The 21,897-nt window shown below is 63.3% G+C and carries 26 protein-coding genes and 2 pseudogenes; 13 read left to right on the top strand and 15 right to left on the bottom strand.

Annotation, left to right across the window (positions count from 1 at the left end):
* Window positions 1-16: 16 nt before the first annotated feature.
* The 3 genes from HNP00_RS00810 to HNP00_RS00800 all read right to left on the bottom strand — a co-directional run bounded on the left by HNP00_RS00810 (window position 17) and on the right by HNP00_RS00800 (window position 1,947).
* Complete coding sequence (locus tag HNP00_RS00810; RefSeq protein WP_184734912.1) at window positions 17-265, bottom strand: hypothetical protein; 249 nt, start codon at window positions 263-265, stop codon at window positions 17-19.
* A gap of 289 nt (window positions 266-554) precedes the next feature.
* Window positions 555-827, bottom strand: coding sequence for a hypothetical protein (locus tag HNP00_RS00805; protein WP_184734910.1), 273 nt, complete (start codon window positions 825-827; stop codon window positions 555-557).
* Between the two features lie 424 nt (window positions 828-1,251).
* Window positions 1,252-1,947, bottom strand: a complete 696-nt coding sequence (locus HNP00_RS00800; protein WP_184735610.1) for a TetR/AcrR family transcriptional regulator C-terminal domain-containing protein — start codon at window positions 1,945-1,947, stop codon at window positions 1,252-1,254.
* A gap of 322 nt (window positions 1,948-2,269) precedes the next feature.
* Here HNP00_RS00800 and HNP00_RS00795 point away from each other — a divergent pair, with 322 nt between their 5' ends.
* From HNP00_RS00795 to HNP00_RS00780, 4 genes are all read left to right on the top strand, one after another.
* Window positions 2,270-2,527 (top strand): hypothetical protein, encoded by a 258-nt coding sequence (locus tag HNP00_RS00795; protein ID WP_184734908.1) that lies wholly within the window; start codon window positions 2,270-2,272, stop codon window positions 2,525-2,527.
* Between the two features lie 320 nt (window positions 2,528-2,847).
* The gene (locus HNP00_RS00790) at window positions 2,848-3,285 is read left to right on the top strand and encodes a hypothetical protein (RefSeq protein WP_184734906.1); all 438 of its coding nucleotides are present in this window, start codon (window positions 2,848-2,850) and stop codon (window positions 3,283-3,285) included.
* A gap of 161 nt (window positions 3,286-3,446) precedes the next feature.
* On the top strand, window positions 3,447-3,782 hold the full coding sequence (locus tag HNP00_RS00785; RefSeq protein WP_184734904.1) for a hypothetical protein: 336 nt from the start codon (window positions 3,447-3,449) through the stop codon (window positions 3,780-3,782).
* 1,317 nt (window positions 3,783-5,099) lie between these two features.
* Window positions 5,100-5,705, top strand: coding sequence for a dihydrofolate reductase family protein (locus HNP00_RS00780; protein ID WP_184734901.1), 606 nt, complete (start codon window positions 5,100-5,102; stop codon window positions 5,703-5,705).
* Between the two features lie 498 nt (window positions 5,706-6,203).
* On the opposite strand, the gene HNP00_RS23070 is transcribed toward HNP00_RS00780, so the two are convergent.
* On the bottom strand, window positions 6,204-6,710 hold the full coding sequence (locus HNP00_RS23070; RefSeq protein ID WP_260404700.1) for a hypothetical protein: 507 nt from the start codon (window positions 6,708-6,710) through the stop codon (window positions 6,204-6,206).
* Between HNP00_RS23070 and HNP00_RS00770 the strand changes: the two genes are divergently transcribed.
* Entirely contained in the window at window positions 6,694-7,383 is a 690-nt protein-coding gene (locus tag HNP00_RS00770) for a TetR/AcrR family transcriptional regulator (protein ID WP_184734899.1), read from the top strand. The two genes, HNP00_RS23070 and HNP00_RS00770, sit on opposite strands and share 17 nt — an antisense overlap.
* A gap of 115 nt (window positions 7,384-7,498) precedes the next feature.
* Here the strand turns inward: HNP00_RS00770 and HNP00_RS00765 are convergent, their stop codons facing one another.
* Window positions 7,499-7,675 carry a hypothetical protein gene (locus HNP00_RS00765; RefSeq protein WP_184734897.1) on the bottom strand — a complete coding sequence of 59 codons (177 nt, stop codon included), beginning with the start codon at window positions 7,673-7,675 and terminating at the stop codon, window positions 7,499-7,501.
* A gap of 9 nt (window positions 7,676-7,684) precedes the next feature.
* Window positions 7,685-7,843, bottom strand: coding sequence for a hypothetical protein (locus tag HNP00_RS00760; RefSeq protein WP_184734895.1), 159 nt, complete (start codon window positions 7,841-7,843; stop codon window positions 7,685-7,687).
* Between the two features lie 202 nt (window positions 7,844-8,045).
* On the opposite strand from HNP00_RS00760, the pseudogene HNP00_RS00755 reads away from it, so the two are divergent.
* The 3 genes and pseudogenes from HNP00_RS00755 to HNP00_RS00745 form a co-directional block, all read left to right on the top strand.
* A pseudogene (locus HNP00_RS00755) lies at window positions 8,046-8,420 on the top strand (recombinase family protein); the annotation flags it as partial.
* 28 nt (window positions 8,421-8,448) lie between these two features.
* The gene (locus HNP00_RS00750; RefSeq protein WP_311770459.1) at window positions 8,449-8,913 is read left to right on the top strand and encodes a DUF4862 family protein; all 465 of its coding nucleotides are present in this window, start codon (window positions 8,449-8,451) and stop codon (window positions 8,911-8,913) included.
* A 163-nt stretch (window positions 8,914-9,076) separates the two neighbouring features.
* Entirely contained in the window at window positions 9,077-10,375 is a 1,299-nt protein-coding gene (locus HNP00_RS00745) for a serine/threonine-protein kinase (protein ID WP_311770458.1), read from the top strand.
* Window positions 10,376-10,400: 25 nt separating this feature from the next.
* Here HNP00_RS00745 and HNP00_RS00740 read toward each other — a convergent pair whose 3' ends face one another.
* Both HNP00_RS00740 and HNP00_RS00735 read right to left on the bottom strand, forming a co-directional pair.
* Window positions 10,401-10,739 (bottom strand): YciI family protein, encoded by a 339-nt coding sequence (locus HNP00_RS00740; RefSeq protein WP_184734891.1) that lies wholly within the window; start codon window positions 10,737-10,739, stop codon window positions 10,401-10,403.
* A 9-nt stretch (window positions 10,740-10,748) separates the two neighbouring features.
* Window positions 10,749-11,006, bottom strand: a complete 258-nt coding sequence (locus tag HNP00_RS00735) for a DUF6458 family protein (RefSeq protein WP_184734890.1) — start codon at window positions 11,004-11,006, stop codon at window positions 10,749-10,751.
* A gap of 219 nt (window positions 11,007-11,225) precedes the next feature.
* On the opposite strand from HNP00_RS00735, the gene HNP00_RS23605 reads away from it, so the two are divergent.
* Window positions 11,226-11,537: a YegP family protein gene (locus tag HNP00_RS23605; protein ID WP_184734888.1), complete on the top strand. Its 312-nt coding sequence runs from the start codon at window positions 11,226-11,228 to the stop codon at window positions 11,535-11,537.
* A gap of 88 nt (window positions 11,538-11,625) precedes the next feature.
* Here the strand turns inward: HNP00_RS23605 and HNP00_RS00725 are convergent, their stop codons facing one another.
* On the bottom strand, window positions 11,626-12,087 hold the full coding sequence (locus tag HNP00_RS00725; RefSeq protein WP_221451037.1) for a hypothetical protein: 462 nt from the start codon (window positions 12,085-12,087) through the stop codon (window positions 11,626-11,628).
* Between the two features lie 51 nt (window positions 12,088-12,138).
* Window positions 12,139-12,663, bottom strand: a complete 525-nt coding sequence (locus HNP00_RS00720) for a hypothetical protein (RefSeq protein ID WP_260404738.1) — start codon at window positions 12,661-12,663, stop codon at window positions 12,139-12,141.
* Between the two features lie 35 nt (window positions 12,664-12,698).
* Here HNP00_RS00720 and fdxA point away from each other — a divergent pair.
* Window positions 12,699-13,001, top strand: a pseudogene (gene fdxA, locus HNP00_RS00715) (ferredoxin); the annotation flags it as partial.
* Here the strand turns inward: fdxA and HNP00_RS00710 are convergent.
* The 5 genes from HNP00_RS00710 to HNP00_RS00690 form a co-directional block, all read right to left on the bottom strand.
* Window positions 12,987-13,640, bottom strand: coding sequence for a bifunctional 4-hydroxy-2-oxoglutarate aldolase/2-dehydro-3-deoxy-phosphogluconate aldolase (locus HNP00_RS00710; protein ID WP_184734884.1), 654 nt, complete (start codon window positions 13,638-13,640; stop codon window positions 12,987-12,989). The pseudogene fdxA and the gene HNP00_RS00710 overlap by 15 nt on opposite strands.
* A 49-nt stretch (window positions 13,641-13,689) precedes the next feature.
* A complete protein-coding gene (locus tag HNP00_RS00705) occupies window positions 13,690-14,652 on the bottom strand; it encodes a sugar kinase (RefSeq protein WP_184734882.1) in 963 nt (320 codons plus the stop codon).
* Window positions 14,649-15,551, bottom strand: a complete 903-nt coding sequence (locus HNP00_RS00700) for a carbohydrate ABC transporter permease (protein ID WP_184734880.1) — start codon at window positions 15,549-15,551, stop codon at window positions 14,649-14,651. The genes HNP00_RS00705 and HNP00_RS00700 overlap by 4 nt, the downstream gene beginning before the upstream one ends.
* A 2-nt stretch (window positions 15,552-15,553) precedes the next feature.
* Window positions 15,554-16,552, bottom strand: coding sequence for a carbohydrate ABC transporter permease (locus HNP00_RS00695; RefSeq protein ID WP_184734878.1), 999 nt, complete (start codon window positions 16,550-16,552; stop codon window positions 15,554-15,556).
* 75 nt (window positions 16,553-16,627) lie between these two features.
* Complete coding sequence (locus tag HNP00_RS00690) at window positions 16,628-17,920, bottom strand: ABC transporter substrate-binding protein (protein WP_184734876.1); 1,293 nt, start codon at window positions 17,918-17,920, stop codon at window positions 16,628-16,630.
* A gap of 271 nt (window positions 17,921-18,191) precedes the next feature.
* Here HNP00_RS00690 and HNP00_RS00685 point away from each other — a divergent pair, with 271 nt between their 5' ends.
* From HNP00_RS00685 to HNP00_RS00675, 3 genes are read left to right on the top strand one after another with little or no spacing between them, the layout of a single operon-like run.
* Entirely contained in the window at window positions 18,192-19,211 is a 1,020-nt protein-coding gene (locus tag HNP00_RS00685) for a LacI family DNA-binding transcriptional regulator (RefSeq protein ID WP_184734874.1), read from the top strand.
* A gap of 9 nt (window positions 19,212-19,220) precedes the next feature.
* Entirely contained in the window at window positions 19,221-20,231 is a 1,011-nt protein-coding gene (locus HNP00_RS00680) for a Gfo/Idh/MocA family protein (protein ID WP_184734872.1), read from the top strand.
* Between the two features lie 17 nt (window positions 20,232-20,248).
* Window positions 20,249-21,883 (top strand): acyl CoA:acetate/3-ketoacid CoA transferase, encoded by a 1,635-nt coding sequence (locus HNP00_RS00675; protein WP_184734870.1) that lies wholly within the window; start codon window positions 20,249-20,251, stop codon window positions 21,881-21,883.
* Window positions 21,884-21,897 lie beyond the last annotated feature (14 nt).

Below are 21,897 nucleotides of genomic sequence, written 5' to 3'. Positions count from 1 at the left end.
GCTGGTCGCGCCCGGTTCACCCCACCCGGGCCAAGGGCGGCAGCTCAGGATCGGCATCCGGATCCGGGACGGGCGGGGTGGGAACCGGTACAGGATCCGGTGATGGAAATGGACCCGGGAGTCCGGGACCCGGGACAGGAGGCAACGGCCCTGGGAGCGGTGCCGGTTCGGGCTCCTGGGCGGGGTCCAGAGTTGGGTCCTGGGTTGGGTCCTGGGTTGGGTCCTGGGTTGGGTCCTGGGTTGGGTTCTGAGGAAACTCGTTCATGTGTGCTCCTTGGAATCAAGTGAGTCAGGTGCCCCGTTGGGGGCCGCATCGGTTCCGCCGTTCAAGTCTAGGTCCGGGTCGGCGGCGTCGAAAGCCCCAGACTTACGAGGCCGAAGGAACGACGGGCAAGATCAGGGAAATGGCCGGGAACGCCACCCAAAACGTGCGACTGGAAGCCGAGGGCAAAGCCCCACAGCTGCAGCACACGTCGAATCGACCGGCAACCCAGGCTGGCGGGCCCCGGCGTACCTCGCAGCTCAACTTCCCGCTGCTCAGTGGCCAGGGCCGGTCAGCGTCCTGACGCCTTCCTGGCACCGTCGTCCACGCCGTGCCGCGGGGACGCGGTGCGGCGTCTCCCGTAAGTGGTCAGTTCGTCGTGCCCGTGCCTGCGGTCCCTGACTATGGCTGTCCCTGCGATTTCCCTGATGTTGGCAATGCCCTTCGCTGCGGCACTCCCGTCGGGGAAGGTCACCGACATTGCCACCAGGTAATCCTCGGAATCCACCAACGCCACCCTGTACCCGCCCTCGGGGGCATCCATCAGATCAAAATAGCCGGCCATGACATTTGCCTCCCACCCGGCACAGACGCGTGTGAAAAAGGACAAACTAAGTCTACTGAGCATCACCGCTCCAGGCGCCCCCACGGACGGGAGGACCCCTGGGACGCGCCGACCCGACACAACCGGCCTGGAGACAGGTCCTTCCGGCTCGGTCGTACCATTCCCGGGGGCGCTTCGGAAAACGGAAGAATTACCACGTTAAGGGCTGCGTCACCGAAACCGTAGTCGCGGAGGTTCTGTAGCACCGTCTGGTAGGTTGACGGTGTTCCAGAGCACGACGGCTGCGGTGAGGAGATTGAGGGCTACTGGGGCCGCGACGTTGCCGTCAGGTCTAATCTTCGGCTGCTGCCCGCGGATTCACCATGTGCAAGGCAACCCTGACCGGGGCACCGGCGGCCACCGGCGCCCCGGCCAGGCCCAGGTTTTAGGGTGCTGCGCGGCGGGTATGGTGTTGGGCGAGTCCGGCGAGGAGGATGGTGATTCCTTGGTCCAGTTCTTTGGCGCCGTCGTAGTCGAGGAGTTCGGGGGCGAGGCTGCGCAGGTGCGGGAAGTCGCGCAGGGGCAGGCGCTGGAGTCCGAGGCGGAGCAGGGCTTCGTTTTCTTCGGGGTCTGCGATGAGTTCCTGCAGTTCGCCCAGGATGTGTCCGTAGAGGAAGCCGTAGAAGGCCCGGGAGACGTGCAGGGCGTCGGCGGGGACGAATCCGGCGCGGATCAGGATCGCCAAGATCTTCTCCAGCGGCCGCAGGGTTCCGGGCGGTCGCAGTCCCAGCGGGGTCGAGAGGGGGCCGGTGACCAGCAGCGGCACGGCGTTGGGGTGGCGCAGGCACACGCGCCGCAGTTCATGGGCCATCCGGCGCAGCTGCCCCTGCCAGTCCGGGTCCTCGGGGATGGCGTCGACCTCGTCCAGGACCAGTTCGGCGACACCGGCGAGCATTTCCCTCCGGTTCTCCGCGTGCCGGTACACGGCCATCGGGTCACGGCCCAGGACGTGCGCGAGCCGCCGCATGCTGAACGCCTCCAGCCCGTGCTTATCGACTAGGTCCAGGGCAGCCCGCAGCACGATGGCGCGGTTCAGCCGCCCGGGACCGGGTGCCGGTGCGGTGTCGGTGTGTTCCATCATCATCTCCGAAGTCCGGGACCACGAGGGGTACCGGGAACCGGCGCCCGGCGCATGCTCTTGTGTTTCCGCAAGACTACGCCTAATGTCTACACTATAGACATTAGGCGTAGAGCGCCATCCCCCCACTTTTCACGGGGCCCGCGAGGGTTCCTGCACCATATGGCCCGTGCCACCAGTCGCCCGGCACGAAAAACAGCGCCGTCCCCTTTGCACATTTCCGCACGTGCGCTCGGTCCGTTGCGGCTGTCTCGGGCCGACCGGCCGGGAGCCTGCTGTATCAGAACACAGCCTGCTGTACCAGAACACAAGGGAAAGACCGATCATGGCCCTTTCACACTTTGAACGTTTCCTCGCCGAAGCCACCACCCCGGACCCGGACGCCACGCACATCCTCGGGCAAGACCAGCTCTACGGCCTCTACCTGAGCTGGTGCCTCCTGGGCAACAGCGCCCCGGCCTCTGAGTCCGAGTTCCGGGCCGCCTTGAAAGAGCACCGCATCCGTGTTCCGGCCCCTGGGCTGCGCGGGACCGGGCCGGCGGCCACGGACTACATCCTCGCAACCTACCCGGCCCTGCCCTGACCCGGAGAAGACCTCATGACCAGGCCGGCCGAGGTCTCCCGGTCCTACGGTCCGAACGGTACCGCTTACATCGTCCAGTGCGGAGATCCGGCACAGGGCCGGCGCTTCCGCGACCTTAAGCCCGCCCTGCGCTACGCCCAAAAACACAACAACAAGCACCACCACGGCGCCACCCCCGCGTCCATGAATGGAACAAAGACCGGACCTTTCTGCCTCCTGGCAAAAGCCAGCGCAAAAGCCCTTGACCCCGGAAACCCGGCACGCTCCGGCTGGCCGGCGTCTCTTTCTAGATTCCCCAGGCCCCTTCGAAGGAGCGGATCATGTACGGAAGTTCCGATCCGAGACGTCCCGAAAGGGCAGCCGCGGCACCGGCCGGCCTGCCCCTGTGGTGCGCCACCTGCCGGTCAGGTGAGCACCTGATGCTGCATTCCATCGATTCCCTGCCAGCCCATACGGGCGAGTTGCTGGTGCACGTCCTCTACGCCTGCACCGCGTGCGGGTCGTTCCAGGGGCACGCCGCACCCTTCCGGCAGGTCGCGGCACTGCTGAATGAAAGCGCCACCGTGCCCGGGGTGCTGTGCTTCGGGGACATGTACCTGCACTGCGGAAAACCCATGACCGTCGCCGGCACCGCCGACCGCAGCATCCAGGCACCCCTGCACACGCAGGAAACCCCGGACCCCGGACTGCCCGACGTCGTCCTCACCACCAAGACCCTGCAATGCACCTGCGGCTTCAGGATCGAACTCCCCGACTGACACGACACCCGGCCTTCGCGCCCAACCCGAAGGAGCCGCCGCCGAGAGTCCCCATGGGTCCCGCGTACCCGGGCGGCATAAGGCCCCATTTATCCGCTTGACGCCCGGGGCCATCCGGACGGAAATCCACTATCAGGAAAGGCCAGACAAGAAGGGCGGTATTGGCAAGCATGAGACTCAAGGATGACTGGGACCGGCTCGATTCCGGCACCCGGACATGGCTGTTGGAAAATCCGGCATGCCCGGTCCTGCCCCCCGCCATGTCGGCCAAGTTCAGCAAGGCCGCACACGGGGACCTGGCGTGCGACCCGCACGGGCAGGTCATACTCTCGCGGGAGGACCGCGATTTCATCCGGGACAAAGCAGAAGCCGCCGGAACAATAACCCGCCTTCCCACAAGGGAATACCGCTTCTTCGACACACCACCCTTGCCTGTTATCAGCAAAGCCCCACCGCCCGGAAGCCGAGCCGCGGCATCACCGGGTGAGGCGCAGTAGGACCGGCTTACCGAAGGCGCCGCGTCGGGCCGACGAATGGTTCGAACTGAGTGACGCCGACGTCGCAGGGGTCAAGCGACGCGGGTGCTCGCGTATACGTCGAGATTCAACATTAAGCTTGCGCCACGTCCGTTAACGATCGTTCGCAAGACATTTGAAATAGTGTTCCGCAAACTGCGGAATCGCAGGCCGAATTTTGTAATACTTCGCGTGTATGCGCCATGTAACGACTACAAGGGTTAGTGATACATTCGGTCAAGCGAGTCGGTTATGCCCCATAGTTCGGCATGAGACGTGTCCAGCGGATGTGTGTCTCACTGTGAACCGCCGCGCTATGTGGCCCTGTTCTAGCAGAGGTATGTGGCACGCCGCCCCCTAGAGGATCGGCTTACGGACGCTCCACTCAAGGCGGCGCTTGGACACAAGCACAAGGCAGTACCGAGGGGTGCTCCCGGGACTTCCAGCTGCCGGTCAGTCTCGTTCTCACCAATAGATCGCGGCGATCGTCCGTCTGTACGCGAGCATGACCAGATAGCCCAGTCCGCATGTAAAGGCGTAGGGCCACTTGGTTCTTTCCTGCTCGGCCAACGGGTTGGCGCGTTTCCCGCCTGCATGCGATTCTGACGCGAAGGCCGAGCGGCTTCAACCGATACAGGAACAGTGAGGTGACGATAAGTGCCGCAGCAAGGTAGGAGAAGATAGGCGCCCCGACGAAGGGCGTGAGTTCAGGCAGTACCAAGGCAATAGCGACAGCCGCTCCGTGGAAAGCCACATTGATGCGTCGGACGACTGATGCTAGCTGCGGACCAGAGTTTGCACATGCCCTTGCGGCACCAGACTTCCACGCCCTGTGACCAGGACTTGGAGGGATGGTCAGGACGATGCCCCTGGAGCCGTAGTGGTTGTACAGGTTGGGCAGCTTGCGCCCGCGGCAGACGTTGGCCGCGTCGTCCAGGACGCCGATCATCGCCATTGCGGCCGCCGGCCAAATGCCGACGGACTCAACCGTGGCGACAGTGCCGTCACCAGCCCAAGCCTCCGTTATTCCGCATGGCTCATTCCGTTGGTTGGAGCAGGCCACAGTGCCATGGCAGTGTCCCGATGGAAGGATCGGCTAACGGACGTCTACATCGCCCTCCTTGCGCCCGATGAAGGCTGCACAGACGCGCCCATGTGGCCCGTCATCGATATGCCCCTTGTTAGGGCAGAACCAGTGTGCTCTTCTGTAGAAAGTGACGCGGATCCATGACGGATGGATCCGCGGCCGTCGTTCGACGCCGCCCAAGCGTGGCGTCCCAAGGAATGGGAACCGCGATCATGAAATTGACGACCAACACGCAAGTCTCTGTCGACGGCGTGATGCAGGGAAACGGGGGTCGGCACCCAGATCTCGACCCCGGATTCGAGCGTGGCGGATGGGCCAGGCCGCTGTTCGACGACGAGGCCATGACATTCGTCAACGAGTTTTACCAGCGCGCAGACGCGTTCCTGTTCGGCCGACGGACCTACGAGCTCTTCGCCGGATACTGGGGCGTGAGGGAAGATCTGGAGAACCCCATCGTCGGGGCCTTGAACACAAGGCCCAAGTACGTCGCATCGAACACGCTCACCGACCCGAAGTGGGCGAACACGACCGTCCTCTCCGGAGACGTCGCGGCCGCCATCCGCGAGCTGAAAGCCAAGCCGGGAGGCGAACTGCAGGTGCACGGCAGCGGCAACCTGGTCCGTTGGCTCCTCGAGAACCAGCTCGTCGACGAGATCACCCTGCTCGTCTGTCCTGTGGTCGTCGGCCAGGGCACGCGCCTATTTCCCGACAGTGGCCCGGACACAGCGCTTGACCTGATCGAATCACGATCCTTCCCGAAGGGCATAACGCTCCAGGTCTACCGGCCGGCTGGACCCCCGCAGTACGCAACCGACTGAAGCAGCCCGCAGCGGTCATAGCACCTCGAACGTCGCCGCCACGCCGTCATCGCCTGGACCCGCCATTTGAGAGACACGCTACGCCCTTCTCACACCTAGCACGCACGTATCGGGATCCTCAACCGGACGATCGTGAGAAGCTGATCGAATGATTCTGGAGCATGCGATCCTCCCCGTCCCGGCAGCGAGTGCGATTTCGAAGAGGTGTTCCAGACCTTCGGCAGGCAACCGGGGATCTGCAATCTTTCGATTTCACACTCGATCGGGTCCTCGAACCTCTACCTTCTCCTCGTTGAGTGATTCAGTCAAAGCTCATACCGAGGGCTAGCTAGCACAACCATGGTTGTCATGAGGGATGCCGGTTGCGGTGGTCGCGGCCGGACGGACACAGCGCGACGGTTCCTGCGAGGGCCGCGCCGCTGGAAGGCGCCCGGGATCCTGCGCAGAGCCTGCAACATGTGGACGTGTGGAAGGAAGCAGGGCGCTGCCCTCAACGGATCACTCTGTTGTCCCGGGCTCTGTGTCCTCGAGATACGGTTTTCCTTCTTCATCCGTGCGCCTTGTGAAGGTCTCCATTGCCTCGTCCTCATCCGAAGAGGCAATGGTGCGAGGGTCTCCGGGCGGTTCATCGATTGCGGACCTGTCGGCATCTCCGAGAACGGCGCCCAGCCCTTTGGCGTCCTCGGTGATTTCTCCTGGCGGGATGTCTTCCCCGAAGCCCCGGGCGACCTCGGGACTTCCTGTAACAGAGGTCCCGGCTGTTGGGAGATCCGTGGCGTCGGCGTTGGCGGCAGCTTGGCCTGCGCCGGGATCCCAGCTGACGGAGACAGCCACGGAGCCATTCGTGCCCCGGTCGATGTGCGTGACAATGTCTTCTGGCGCCGCACCCATGGCCCTGATCTTTTCCCGGTAGGAGGCGGTCAGAGCCGCCAGGCTCGCTTCAGTCCATTCCCCTGGGCGGAAACGGGTCGATATCTCCACCGGTTCCATGTTCTCTGCAGCCATCTGCCCTCTCTCCTTTTACGGCGGCGGGTCCTTACCCCTGAGAGGGTTCTCCGTTTTTCATGGCTGGCAAGGTTGCCGGCACGCCTGCAGCCCGCGTGAACGGATCCTCGACGCCGCCGCGACCGTGATGCGCGAGAAGGGCCTGGCGAAGACCACGACCAAATTGATCGCAGCCGCCGCCGGCTACTCCGAGGCCATGCTCTACAAGCACTTCGCCGACAAACAAGAGCTATTCCTTCTGGTCTTGAAGGAGCGGACCCCCGCTGTACAGCTTCAGCTCCAGACCCCCGGGAGCGGAGACCTTGCCGAGAACCTCACCCGAATTGTCCAGCAGCTCATGGAATTCTTCGTGCAGACCTTTCCCATGGCAGCATCCATCTTCGGATCCCCGGAACTTCTCGCCCAACACCGCACGGGAGTAACGAACCGCGGATACGGGCCAGCCGGACCGGTTCGCAGCCTCAAGGCTTACCTGAACGCAGAACGAGACGCCGGACGCGTCGCCGCGGCGAGCAACACCGCCTCAGTGTCCCAGCTCCTCATCGGAGTTGCTTTCCATCAAGGATTCCTCGCCGCGTTCGAAGGTCGCGACGACGTGCCCAATGCCCGGACCAAAGCCGAAGAAGCCGTCGCCGCCATCCTCCCCGCTCTCACGCAGGAGCCCTTGCGATAAGGACGAACGTCATCGCTTCCGTGTGACTGTCTGTAGAGATTGGTGACTTTTTCACAGCCCGGTTTGGCGGGTTTTGACATCCGTTCGAGGATCGGCTGCCGCACAGTTGGCGGGCCTATTCCCCGGAGTCGTCGTCCTGATGATCTTCCGAGCGTCGGTGGAAGAGAAGATCGCCCGCGGCCTCCAGGACGGCCTGAACAACGGCGCCCTGTTCATCGACAACGGCAAGCAACCCCGTCACGGGCCCCGTATGGGCATCCTGGCGCTTCGCGAGTTCGCGCGGCCAGCGCACGCGCGCGTGCTAGTACCAGTATCGGCGCCCGCCCATGACGGGGCGGTTGAGCGCGCCGAGAATAAGCAGGATGACGCCGATGGCCAGCAAAATCCAGCCGATGGTGCTGAGGATGCCGATGTTGAGTAGCCAGCCGGCGATCAGCAGAACGACTCCGAGGATGATCATTTCATTCCTTTCGCGTTGTCGCGGAAAAGCGTCCCCACCTGACTCTGCCGTCATGGGTGATCAAAGCCTATCGCCGCCGACCCTTCTGCGCCCGAGTAGCGAATACTCGATTCCTGCTGCGGACGGAATGTAGACCACTTGGTCAGCCCGGGTCTCGACAAACGACCAGGACCTTACCGCTCAACGCAATGCCCTCCTTGCTCTGGGTGTAGAGGAGGCCCAGATCTTCGTTGATCACGGACTTACCGGAGCGAATCGGGTGCGCCCTGGGCTCCGTGAAGCGATGGCGGCGTGCCGAAGCGGTGATACGCTCGTGGTGACCAAGCTCGACCGGCTGACGCGCTCCCTCTCTGATGCTAGGGACATTGCCGACGAGCTGACGGGCAAAGGGGTAGTGCTTAGTCTCGGGGGCAAGACCGACGACCCCACCGACCCGGTAGGCCGGCTGCTGTTCAACGTCCTGGGAATGGTGGCCGAGTTCGAGGCGGACCTGATCCGGATGCGCACCCGTGAGGGCATGGCGGTCGCAAAAGCGAAGGGGCGGCTGAAAGGCAAGCAGCCCGGGATTTCTCCCGCTCCAGGTTGAAGCGGAGACAATGCATCAGGTGAACGAGTCAAGTGGCCGGTCCATCGGCATTGCCGTCAATTGGGGCCGTTCAGTCGTTGAGCAACGCAGACCGGACGCCGCTCTGGAGCACATCAACTTCCTGCGCGGGGGTGACCTCCTCGGAGGGTTTGTGCTGTCAGGCTGCGCAAGGGTTGACACCCGTTACGGTGCGGCCTGGGCCGATGTATGTTCCTCCCGCACCCGTACGGGGAGGCACGCCGGTCCGTACGTCGAATCCGTCGCGGGCCTGGATGCCCTTGAGACTTCGTCCCTCCTGACGGTGGACCGCATGGAGGAATGCTTGCGCGCCGCAGGTCTGGCGAGCGGCAAGAATTTTCGGGGAATCAAGGTTGCTGCCCCTCCGCACGCAATGGTGGAGCAGCGCGTGGCCGTCATTTCGAAAACCCTTGAGCTGGCCCGCCGTGGGGAGAGGCAGGACGCGCGGAGCGGGACAAGCAACTAGCGGGAGGGCCCTGCACGCGGCCGACGCTTCTGCGGTGGTGCAGGACGAAACGTAACCTTTCGACCGGGCCGGACGATTACTTCAGCGGGGATGTATGTCAACGGCTAGCACGTATGCCTAGACTGTACGGGCTCCGTCAGTTCGAGGAAAGCGAGGTGTGGGCGTGCTGGATGGTCCTATCACGGGACAACCAGGGACCTTGGTCGCCGAGCGATACAGGCTGGGGACCCTCATCGGCCGCGGCGCGACGGCGTCGGTGTACCGGGCGCAGGATGAGAGGCTGGGCCGCGACGTGGCGCTGAAGCTCTTTGCTCCCGTGCTGGGAAGGCCGGACGAGCTTGCCCGGCATGAAAACGAGATGCGCCTCCTGGCGACATTCAACCATCCGTCACTCGTCACTCTCTTCGACGCCGGTACCGACCATCGAGACCCTGAGCAACCCCGGACATTCCTCGCCATGGAACTGATTCACGGTCCAGACCTGTATGCCAGATTGCGGGAGCGACCGCTGGCAGCCCAGGACGTAGCCCACATCGGAGCAGATCTGGCTTCGGCGCTGGAATACGTCCATGGGCGTGGGATCATCCACCGCGACATCAAACCTGCCAATGTCCTCATGGCCGATGCCCCCGTAGGATCCCCCATCCGGTCCAAGCTCACCGACTTCGGAATCGCCCGCATCATCGAGGGAACGCGCCTGACAGCGACGGGCACCACTGTGGGAACCGCCGCATACCTGAGTCCGGAACAGGCAACCGGCTCTGCACTCGGCCCGGCAAGCGACATCTATTCCCTCGGACTTCTCCTCCTCGAATGCCTGACCGGAAAGCTCGAGTACCCGGGGACGAGTGTCGAGTCGGCCGTTGCGAGGCTCCACCGCCCGCCCCGTGTCCCGGAGGCCCTTGGGACACAGTGGGTTGACCTCCTCACCGCCATGACATCGACCCCGCCTTCTGAACGGCCAGGCGCACTAGAGGTTGAGCAAGCACTCCGGAGCGCCTTCGGTTCCGGCGTCCCCGCAGCGACGCCCGCTGGCGCCAACGGAGCCACGCAGACCCTTCCCCGTATGCCCGACCGCCCGCCCCGCACGGCCAAAGCAGACGTCCAGACGCGCGTTCAGCCTGTGGCAACGGCGGGCGAAAGCGGGGGCGACAGTACCGTCGTCGTGCCGCCCGTACGAAGCAGGCGCCAATGGCGGGGGAAACCCCTAAGCCGCGCGCGCAGATCGGCGTGGGCCGTCGGCGCTGCACTTCTTACCAGCGCCCTGGTGATCGTTGGTGTGAGCGCCTTCCAGCCACCCCCTCCCTCCGCCCCGGAGCCGTCCGTCACGGCAACACCCGCCCCGAGCACTTCAACGCCGACGCCCTCACCGAGCGTTGAGACATCGACGCCGGTTGCGCCGGTTCCTGTGGCACCGGCCCCAGGGCGCCACAAGGGCAACGGCAAGGGTAACGGCGGCTAAGAACCAGCGCCGGAGCTGACGAAAGCTAGCTTTGCGGGTCGTACATGAACTCTCGGAGCTCCTGCGAGCAACGGCAGGCCACCGCGATCTTCCTCGCCCACTCGACCGCGTCCGCGCGCGTCGGCAGCTCCAGAACGGTGAACCCACCCTTGAGTTCGGAGCCCGGATAGATCCCGGTGCTCACCGAGCCGTCGGCGGAAACCAGCACGGGATCGACTTCTTCATCGATCCCGCCGCCGAATACGTAGACGCCGGCAGCCTTCGCCTCCTCGATCACAGCGTGGGCTTCGGCAGAGACGATCGGAAACTCATCGTCGGTGAGCACCAGGGCTTCGCTCGGGAAGGAGATGAGGTATTTGGTCATGCCTCGATGCTATAGCCCGCCGTCGCGGGTGTCCCTGGTGACGATTCGTTCTCCTGTGGCCGGGTCTACTGTGGCGCGGCTTTCGCTGATTCGACGGGTCCGGCGTGGGCCGAACACGAAGAGGGAAACGATCAAGCCGATGACCCCGACGACCATGAGGATGTAGCCAACCATATGGAGGTCGATGAATGACACGACATCTCCTGGGATCGCGAAAGCCAGAATGGCACCTATGGCGATAAGGAAGATGGATGATCCGATACCCACTGCTGTACCTCCTACTGAACCGCGAACCCGGCGGTGGCGGGTAATACTAAGCCTACTTGGCATCGCCAAAGTTACACGCCAGCAGGCCATCCGGCAACCGCAAGCCCAGGACCGAGCCGTGTGGCGCATCAGGGCGACGCTAAGGGTGCTTTGCTTTTTCGCGACTCCCCGGTACGGTCCCATAGAGGACTATCGTCCTCGACTTGGGGGAGGTCAGCGATGGCAGGCAAGTTTGAATTGTTTGTCGATGCTCACGAACTGTACAGGTTCCGATTGAAGGCCGCCGACGGGACCGTGATGGCCGTCTCGCGGGAGTTTGAAACCAAGCCTGCGGCGGTGGCGGGTATCCGCGAGGTGCGGGCCTGCGCAGGGATGGGACTGATCACGGATCTATGTCCTCGCCAGCCGGACGCACCCGGATCAGCCGGCGAAAGCTCATCGCCGTCCACCGCGGATACAGGTCCGCCTTCGGTCCGGAAATCGTTGCGACGCACTTTGCTCACTCGCAATCGCAGCTTCAAAGCCGATTAGTCCACGTGATGGCTGGGTTCAGTCGACCGTCCTGAAGGCTGGACGTTTTTTGCCGAATTCCAGCAACCTTAGTGCGTTTTCACCGCGGCTAACGGGCCGGGTCGCGAGTCCCGATCCCTGGCGAACGGGTGGTCCATTCGGTTTCCGTGGCCCGCATCCAGGGATAAGGCAGAAGATCCTCAAGGCTGACAGTTCCGCCGTCTCCCCCGGCATCAACCAGGACACGTGCCTCGGGCCCGTAGTTTCGAAGCAGCTCCCGGCAAACGCCGCAAGGCTTGGTAACCTGGGGCTCTCCGCGTTCGTCCATACTGACGGCGACCACCGAGTGGATCGATGGTTCCTGCGCCATCCGGGCATTGGCCAGGGCGCTGGATTCGGCGCATACGTTGATTCGCTTTGAACCTAGGTGAAGGCCCAGGTAAATGGCCCCTGAGGCCCCCCGCATGGCAGCGGCCACACGATGGTTCTCACTGTGATGAGCCGAGAGGAGCAGCTGACGGGCCGCGCTGTAGAGCTCCACATCGAATTCGCCGAGTTCAAAAGAGATCACAAGCACCCCCAGAACCATAACGGCCTAGGTGAAGAGCATTCACGCGCGCTCCTAGCTTCCAATGAAGATGCCGCTCTTCCGCCGCGCGAGCACGTAGAACACTATGCTCAACACGGACAGGACGGCGACGTAAACCGGGAAGATCCACGATGCATTCAGTGACTGGAGCCAGACCAGAAGGTAAGACGCCGTGCCGCCGAAGAGGGCCACGCCAATTCCGTACCCGAGGGCAGTTCCGGCGCCACGGCAGGATTTCGGCATCAGGGAACTGGTGACGACGTTGTACAGGGTCATGTTCAGGACCAGGACAACCGAGCCGCCCAGGAGGACCGCGGCGAACCCTTCGCGCCCCACGGGAACCAGTTCCACGGCGTGCGCGGTGGAAAGGGGCGCTTCAACGGCGGTGGAGATGCCCTGCACGATGCGGCAGGCCAGGAGGATGACGCCGGCGGCACCGCCGATCTGCTGGTACGTGGGACACAAAGCGACGATCAACCACGTACCGTTCGGCGGCGTGAAAGACTCCTCCACCAACACCTTCCGCGAGCAGGGCAGGTCCGCACCGGACTTCTTCACCTGGGGCAAGACCGTTTACACCTGTGTGGCGCGCCATGACCTACGTGATCGCCCAGCCCTGGGTGGACGTCAAGGACAAAGCCTGCATCGACGAATGCCCGGTGGACTGCATCTACGAAGGCGAACGCTCGCTGTACATCCACCCGTCTGAATGCGTGGACTGCGGAGCCTGCGATCCAGTGTGCCCGGTCGAGGCGATTTACTACTCGGACGACGTTCCGGATGAGTGGGCCGACTATGTCAGGGCCAACGTGGACTTCTTCGAGGAACTCGGATCACCGCAAGGAGCATCCGGCCTGGGGAACCTCGGTCAGGACCACCCCTTAGTGGCTGGACTTGGTAGCTTGAAAGCCGCTGGTAGTGAACCTCGCCAAAAGGTCGCGAACCGCATCGGCTCCGTCATCGGAAGAGAAGTCGGAGCTTAGTCCGACGACGCTGAGTCCGGCGGACAGGTAGTCACGGGCCGTAACCGCTTTCATGCCTCCGGTGCCTACAAACTGGACGTTGGGGAAGGGCCCTTTCATGGCTTTGATCCATTCGGGTCCGAGCAGGGAAGCGGGGAAGGCCTTGAGCCAGGTCAATCCAAGGGCTTTGGCCCGGAGTATTTCGCTTGGGGTGGCCACACCGGGGAGGTGCGGGATGCCGCGGAGGATACTTCCCCGGAGGACGCCTTCATCCAGGCCGGGCGAGACGGTGAACGATGCGTTTGCAGATGCTGCCACGTCCAGTTGTTCGATATGGATGATGGTTCCGGCACCGACGGCGGCACCTCTCTCGGCTGCTGCGCTGGCCACGACGGCAAGGGTCGGCACGGCTTCGGGTGTTTCGATAGTGACTTCGACGTGCTCGACGCCGGCGTCCCAGGCCCGTGTGGCGGACTTGACGGCTTCGGCGGGGGTGAGTCCGCGGAGCACTGCGATGACCGGGACCTTGAAGAAGTCATCGGCGAACCAGTTGTCGGGGTGATTGTTAACCAAGGTGTTTTCTCTCGGGGTGGTGGCGGGGGTGAGCTTCCGGTGGGGAGTGTCAGGTGGCAGCCGCGTGAATGTGCTTGGACCCGAAAGTGCGGGGCTTGGTTCCGTGGCCGGGCCTGAAGTCTGCGAGCGAGCCCAGGGTCCACGCTGCAAAGGAATGGCCCAAGGCCAGCCTGTCCACCGGAGGGTCCCCGCGCAGCATCCCGGCGAGGTAACCGGCGGCAAACGCGTCACCGGCACCGACAGGTTCGACCACGTCGACCCTGTGTGCGGGGAACCGGAAGACCTGCACTTCCTTGCCTGGTTCCCGGACGAATTCCACCGCTTCCGTGGCCGAGTCCTTGACGACGACGTGCCGTGGCCCGGGAAGAAGCGACGAGACGTCATCCGCGGTAGCGCAGCCCCACAAGGTTTCGGCTTCGTCAAGGCCGACGAACACCACGGCAGCCCTGGAAGCCAGCTCGAGGAGTCGTGGACCTGCGACGTCAACGCTCCACAATGCAGGCCGGTAGTTGACGTCAAAGGACGCCTTGTACCCCACAGTGGGGGCCTGGGTGAGCAGTTGCTCGGTGAGTTCCGAGCAACTGCGCGAAAGGGCGGCATTGATTCCGCTGGTATGGATCCAGCCTGTCTGCTCCAGGGACCATGTGCGGGAATCCTCCGGCGACATGCGGGACGCCGCAGAACCTGCGCGGTAGTAGAGGGTGCGCGCTCCGCGACCCAGGTCCGGGTCTTTGAAGTACACGCCGGTACTGGACGTCTGATCCCTCATCACCCTGCTGAGATCCACTCCGCGGGCGGCCAGGCCCCCGGCGATGCGATCCCCGAAGGGGTCCATTCCGAGGCGGCTGGCCCAACCGGCGCGGTATCCGAATTCAGCCAAGTGTGCGGCAACATTGGATTCCGCTCCCCCGAAGCCCAGCAGGCATTCTTCAGCCTTGCTGAGTGGTTCGGCATTCGCGGGGGTGATGACAGCCATGGTCTCGCCAACACACAGGACATCAAGCACTGTCATTTCACGGCTCCAGCGGTGAGACCACTGACGAAGAACCTGCCCAGGACGAGGTAAAGCAGGACGGTGGGGGCGGCAACCAGCACGGCGCCCGCCATCAGCTCGGAGTAGTTGACGGTTGTGGTGCCGATGAGGTTGTTCAGGGTCACGGTGGCGGGCCACGATGCCGGAGAGGCAAGAATGAAGCCGAAGAGGAAGTCGTTCCAGATGTTGGTGCATTGGAAGATTCCGGCCACGACGAACCCAGGAACCGAGAGGGGCAGCATGACGCGCGTGTACGTCCTCCAGATCCCGGCACCGTCGATGGCCGCCGCCTCGATGATGGCGCTGGGGATACCTTCGTAGTAGTTCCGGAAGATCAGCGTGGTGATCGGGATGCCGTAGATGATGTGGACGACGATCAGGCCAAGAATGCTGCCTTGGAGGTGCAGCATGTTCAGGAACTGGAAAACCGGGATGATCACGGCCTGGAACGGGATGAACATGCCCACCAACAGGACCGTGAAAAGGGCGCTGGACCCCTTGAAAGGAAACTTGGATAGCAAGTACCCGTTGATCGAGCCCAGCAGGCACGAAATCACAGCAGCGGGAATGGTGATCTGGAGTGAATTGGCCAGCGAACCATGAAGTTTCGTCCAGGCGCCCTTGAACGCTTCGAGGCTTGGCGCGTCAGGGAAGGCGAGGAAGAAGTTCGGCGCTCCATGGCCTCCGGAGAGTGCGGTTGCGACGATGACGTAGACGGGCACCAGCATGCCAAGGGTGGCGATCGTGCAGATGGCAAGAACCACCCATCCGCCCGGAGTTTTGGGCAGTTTCCAGGACTTGGGCTTGCGGTTTTTGGTCCCAGGCCGCCGGCGCTGCTGGTTGGTGGTGGGGGTCGGTTGTAGGGTTTCGACGGCCATTTCTATGCCTTTCGCTCTCGACGGTATCCGCGAATCAGGTAGGGGACGATCACCGCGAGCGTCAGCAGGAGCAAGATGATCGCCATTGCCGAGGCCTTGTCGTAGCGGCTGGAGAGGTAGTTATAGATGTAGATGCCGGGCACGTCGGTGACGAAGCCGGGTCCGCTGCCGGACATGGCGACCACGAGATCGAAGATCTTGAGGGCCACGTGAAGGAGCAAGACAAAACACGTAATAGTGGAGGGCCACAGTTGCGGCAGGACGATGTGACGCAGGCGCTGCCACGTGTTGGCGCCATCGACGCTCGCCGCTTCGAGGTGCTCTTCCGGAATGGAGGCAAGGCCTGCCAGGTACATCGCCATCGCGAAACCCACCAATTGCCAGCCTGCCGCAAAGATGATCGGCAGCAATGCCACCGGGATACCGAACTGGACCTTCAGGAAGTCCGTGCCTGTCGGGTCGTTCAAGGCGCCCAGGACGGTGGTATCGGTGGTCCAGCCTGGCGGGTTTTCGATCCCGAGGTTTCGCAGGATTTGATTCACCCCGGTGGACGGAGAGAAGATCCAACGCCAAGCCACGCCAGTGACGATGAAGGACAAGGCATAAGGCAGGAGGAAGACTGTCCGGAACAGCCCTTTGCCGACGGCCACGTGGTGTATGAAAAGGGCCGCCACCAGTCCGCCGAGGATGGCCAGAACCAGGAAGATGACCGTGAAGATCACGACGTTGCGGATATCAGCCTGGAAGCGTTGTTCCTGGATGATCTCGCCGTAGGTGCCGCCGAACGGCTCCCTGAGGGAAAGGTTTGGGCTCGTCCCGATCTTCCAATTCGACAAGGAGATGTAGACGGTGACGCCAATGAAGACGTAGACGAAGACGAAACTGACCAGGAGGCTCGGGGCAAAAATCCAGGCGGCGCGTCGGGAGGTCTTGACGTTGTGGGGTACTTGTTTCTTAGGGCGGAGGCCGGCTGATGCGGGCGGCCTGAAAGAGGTTCTCATGAGGGGTGATCCTGTCCGTGTGGGTGGCTGCAGGCCTGCAGCCACCCACCTCTGGCGGCGTGGTTGGCTTGCCGGCTACTTCAGCTGGGTCTTTTGGGCCTGCGTCATGCTGGCCACGAATGCGCTGACGTTTCCGCTGCCGTTGAGGGTGGAAACCGCGTCGGCATAGGTCTGCGCGAATTCCGCGGTGGAGGCCTGCGCGTGGGCCAGGGATGAAACCACCGAGGCTTTCGCAAAGCTCTTCGCAGCTTCTTGCTGGTATGGGGAGAGCTTGGAAATGTCAGCGGTTGTCAAGGCCGGAATGGAGCCCTTCTTTGCCGCGAATTCGGTCTGGATCTTTGGGTCCATGAGGGTCTTCAACCACGCATTGGCCGCATCGGCGTGTGGAATGTTCTTTGCGGGAATGGAGAACCCGTCGCCCACGTAGTCGAAGACGTCTTCCTTGCCGGGGAAGGTCACCCAGGAGAAGTCCGTTCCCGGCTTCTTACCGGCGTTGAGAAGTTCGCCGTAGGCCCAGTCGCCCATGAGGTTCACGGCGCATGAGCCGTTTGCCATCTTCTTTGCGGCCTCGTCCCACGTGATGGCCGAGTGGTCCTTGTTGGAGAGGGACAGGATGGTCTTGTAGTCCTCCAGGGCCTGCTTCACCTCGGGTGAGTCAAAGGAATATCCGCCGGTGAAGAGCTTCTTCCAGTTATCGGCGCCCGTCCGGGACATGATGATCGATTCCAGCAGCTCCGCAGAGGCGAAGATGTCCTTGTCGCCCAAGCACACCGGCGTTACGTCCGCTGCCTGGACCTGCTTGAGGCTACCGATCAAGCCGTCGACGCCGGTGGCCGAGTCAATCGTGACGTTCGCCTTGGAGAGCACGGCCGGATTGGTCCACAGCACGTTTCCGCGGTGGACACCGATCGGAACGGTGTAGTACTTCCCGCCGACCTGCTGGGCTTCGGCCACGTCCTTGGGCATCTGAGCGGCCCAGTTGTTCTGTGTCCACAGATCCGTCAGGTCGGCAACCTGGCCGCCGTCGACGTAGCTCTTAAGCTGGCCCGCCGGATGCAGCTGCCATGAATCCGGAGGGCTTCCGGCCTGGAGACGCGCAGCGAGGGCCTGCCGCGCGTTGGCGCCGCCGCCGCCGGAGACGGCGGCATTGTCCACCGACAGCCCTGATGACGACTTCTTCACCCCGTCAATCAGCACGTTGAGCGCATCCGCCTCCGAACCGGAGGTCCACCAGGACGTGATTTCCAGTTTGTCAGTGCCACCACCGGCACTCCCGGCGGGCTGGTTGGCGGCACATCCGGTCACGGCAATGAGGCTTGCCACCGCTGTCGCGGCGAGCGAAACCTTGAGTTTGTTGGAAGAACGCATGACTACTCTCCTTTGGGTTGTCAGACGCCGGACAAAGCCGGCTTCAGCCTGCGTTGTGGTTCAGGTTACATATGTAAGTAGATCGATGCAATAGATTTCTCTAGAACCACTACCGACGAGACGTTGATGATGCACAGGATCGGCCATTCATCTCTAAAACGCGCAACTATTGGCCAATATCGCACTGGAAGATCTTTGTAGATCGCTCTACCAACTCCCGTGGAAACGTGGTAGAAATATTCAACCGATATCAAATGGGAGGTGAGATTCGATGGGAAGGGCGACCCTTGAGGACGTAAGCAAGGCCGCTGGAGTGTCTCGATCTACAGCGTCACTCGTCTTACGCGGAAGTGCCCGGATTACCGAGGCGACGTCAGACAGGGTAAGGCTCGCCATGACCGAGCTCGGGTACGTCTACAACCGGCACGCCGCCAGCATGCGCCGCAGCCGCTCCATGACCCTCGGCTTGATCGTGACGGACATCCGCAATCCGTATTTCGCGGGTCTGACGATGACCATCGAGGAGGCCGCCCACCAAGCCGGCTACACGCTCCTGGTCGGCTACAGCCGGGACGATGCGGAGCGGCAATACCTTCAGCTCGAGACCATGGTCCAGCAGCAAGTAGACGGCATCTTCCTCTTGCCAGCCATAGGCTCGGAGTTGAAATCCATCTGCGGAGTCATTGACCGCTCCTCCGTCCCAGTCCTGCAGTTGGCCCGCTATTTCTCCGAAAAGTTGGACTATGTCGGCCCGGACAACATCGCAGCCGGACAACAACTGGCCCGGCACCTGTCTTCCCTCGGAGCATCCTCAGCCGTGCTGATTGGTGGCCCGGAGCAATCCTCGGCCCGTGCCGAGCGGGTCAAGGGCCTCGAAACAGGATTCGCCGGAAGCGGCGTCACCTTCGATCCCTCCTTGACCGCAGCAACCACGAACAACGCCATGGGCGGCGCAGAAGGCGTTGCATCGGTGCTGGACCGGGGAAGCTGGCCCGACTGCATCATCGCCTACAGCGACGCCGTGGCATTGGGAATCTATGCCGAACTGCGGCGCAGAAACCTTGAGCCCGGCCGGGATGTCTCCGTGGCCAGCTTCGATGACATCGCCATGGCCGAACTGCTGCTGCCGCCCCTGACTTCGGTTTCCACGTACCCGGAACTCATCGCCCGCAAGGCAGCGGAGATGCTGTTGAACCGCATACGAGACTCCTCGCTGGATCCCCAGCGATCCGTCATCGAACCGGCGCTGAAGATCCGCGCTTCCTCCGCCCAATGGCGACCCAGAACCTAGGAGAATCCAATGCCAGCACTGAAATGGGGCCTCATCGGCGCCAGCGACATCGCTTCGACGCGCGTGATCGGCGCCATCCGCGCGAGCGGGGGCGACGTCGTCGGCGTTTGCAGCGGATCTGGGGCCCGCGCCCGTGAGCTCGCCACCAGCCACGGGCTGCCCCACGCCACCACCGACCTTGACGAACTGCTCGGCTGGGACATCGACGCGGTCTATGTCTCCTCAACGAATGCCTTGCACTTCGAGCAAGCATGCCGGGCCCTGAAAGCCGGCAAGCACGTCCTATGCGAGAAGCCGCTGGCCTTGAGCGTCGACGACGCGACGGCCATGGTGGATCTCGCAGGGCAACAGGGCCTGGTCCTGGCCGCCAACCACCACCTGCCTGGCAGCCCGCTGCACGCGAAAGTCCGCGAACTCGTCAACGCTGGAACCATCGGCACAGTCCTTTCCGCCAAGATCGCACACGCCGTGCTCTTGCCGGAACGGCTGCGCGGCTGGCGGCTCGGGCAAAGCACCCCCGGAAGCGGGGTGATCTTGGACATCACGTGCCACGACGCCTCGGTCCTCAACCCGCTGCTCGGCACGCCGAGGGCCGTCAGCGCCGTCGCTGTCCAGCAAGCCGACTGGAACGCCGGCGGGCAGGAAGACTCCGCGATGACCGTCATCGAGTACCAGCGGCCCGGTCAGCGGCCCGTCCTGGCGCAGACCCACGATTCCTTCACGGTCGGTTACGCCAAGACGTCCCTGGAAGTCCACGGCACCGAAGGCACCATCCAAGTCGTCGATGCGATGACGCAGGAGACCGAAGGCCAACTCGTCCTGACAACCGCGTCAGGAAGCCAAACGATCGACGTCGACTGCTCCGAGGATCTCTACGTCATCGGACTGCGCGCGTTCGTGTCCGCCGTCGAGGGCACTGGGGTCCCGGCAGCGAGCGGCCGTGACGGTCTGATGGCGCTCAAAGTCGCCCTTGCAGCGCAAGAATCCGCACACTCCGGACGCACCGTCCACATCAACTAACAGCCAGAAAGAACGCCATGCAGAAGGTACAGATCCTCACGGCCCGCGAGGCAGCAGAGCTCATCAACGACGACGACGTCATCACGGTCAGTTCCTCAAGCGCCCTCGGGTGCCCGGACAGCGTCCTCGCCGGAATCGGTCAGCGCTTCGAGGAAACCTCCCACCCGGCCAACCTGACGTCGGTACACCCGATCGCCGCTGGCGACATGTACGGAGTCAAGGGCATTGACCACATCGCCCGGCCGGGGCTGCTGCGCAAGGTGATTGCGGGTTCCTACCCCTCGGGACCATCCAGCGCGGAGCCGCCGCGGATATGGCAGATGATCGAGCGGGAGGAAGTGGAGGCATACAACTTCCCCTCGGGCGTCATCTACCAGATGCACCGCACCGCGGCGGCGAAGCAACCGGGCGTCTTCACCCAGGTCGGGCTGGACACCTTCATCGACCCGCGCCTCCAGGGCGGCCGGATGAACAAGTCCACACCCTCAATCCACGTGGAAACCGCAACACTGGCCGGCCAGGAATGGCTGTTCTTTCCCTCGGTCGTTCCCAACGTGGCCATCATTCGTGCCACCACGGCTGATGAGTACGGAAACCTGACGTTCGAGGACGAAGGATCGCCCCTTGGGGCACTCGACTTGGCCTACGCAGCCCACAACAACGGAGGCATCGTCATCGCGCAGGTCAAGCGCCTTGCGGAAGCCGGCAGCTTGCACCCGCAGCAGGTCAAGGTCCCGGGAATCCTCGTCAACGCGGTGGTGATCGCAGAGGATCAGTTGCAAACCACCCTGACCGCGAACGACCCCGCCATCTCCGGGCAACTGCGCAGGCCCTTGAGCTCCCTCCCCCACGTCGCCTTCTCCATCGAGAAGATCACGGCACGCCGCGCCGCCCAAGAGCTCAAAGCAGGCGAGATCGTCAACCTCGGCTTCGGCGTCTCGGCGCTGGTTCCCCACGTCCTCGTCGAAGAAGACCAGGGACGGGAAGTCAGCTGGGTCATCGAACAAGGCGCAGTCGGCGGCATCCCCCTGCTCGACTTCGCGTTCGGATGCGCCCAGAACCCTGACGCGATCATGCCCAGCATCGACCAGTTCACGCTGCTGCAAGGTGGGGGCTTCCACCGCTCCCTGCTCTCCTTCCTCGAAATCGACCGGCACGGCAACGTCAACGTCCACCACTTGCCCACAAAGCGCCACGTCACCGCCGGCGTGGGTGGATTCGCGGACATCACCTCCTCCGCGCCCGAAATCGTGTTCATGGGTGCCTTCACCGCCGGCCGCCGCGACATAGTGGCCGGCGAGAACGGCTTGGACATCCGCGCCGACGGTCCGTTCACCAAGCTGGTCAACGACGTTTCAGCGGTCACGTTCTCGGGGCCCCGGGCCTTGGCGCGCGGTCAGAAGGTCAAATACATCACTGAACGCGCGGTTCTGGAGCTCACCAGCAAGGGACTCGTCGTCACGGAAATCGCGCCCGGAGTCAACCTCCAGAAGGACGTCCTTGACCGCAGCGAGTTCCCGCTGATCGTCTCGGAGGAACTGCGGACCATGGACCTCGCGCTGTTCGCCGACGCCCCGGTCGGACTCCACCTTCCCGCGTTGCCGCTGCACGAGCGGATCGAACAGCGCGCACAGTCCCTGGCCGTTCGCTGACGCCGGCCGATACG

It is taken from the genome of Arthrobacter sp. AZCC_0090 (genome assembly GCF_014207375.1).
Lineage (GTDB): Bacteria > Actinomycetota > Actinomycetes > Actinomycetales > Micrococcaceae > Arthrobacter.
Note: the sequence above shows the minus strand (reverse complement) of the source record. Positions and strands in the feature narration are given on the sequence as shown.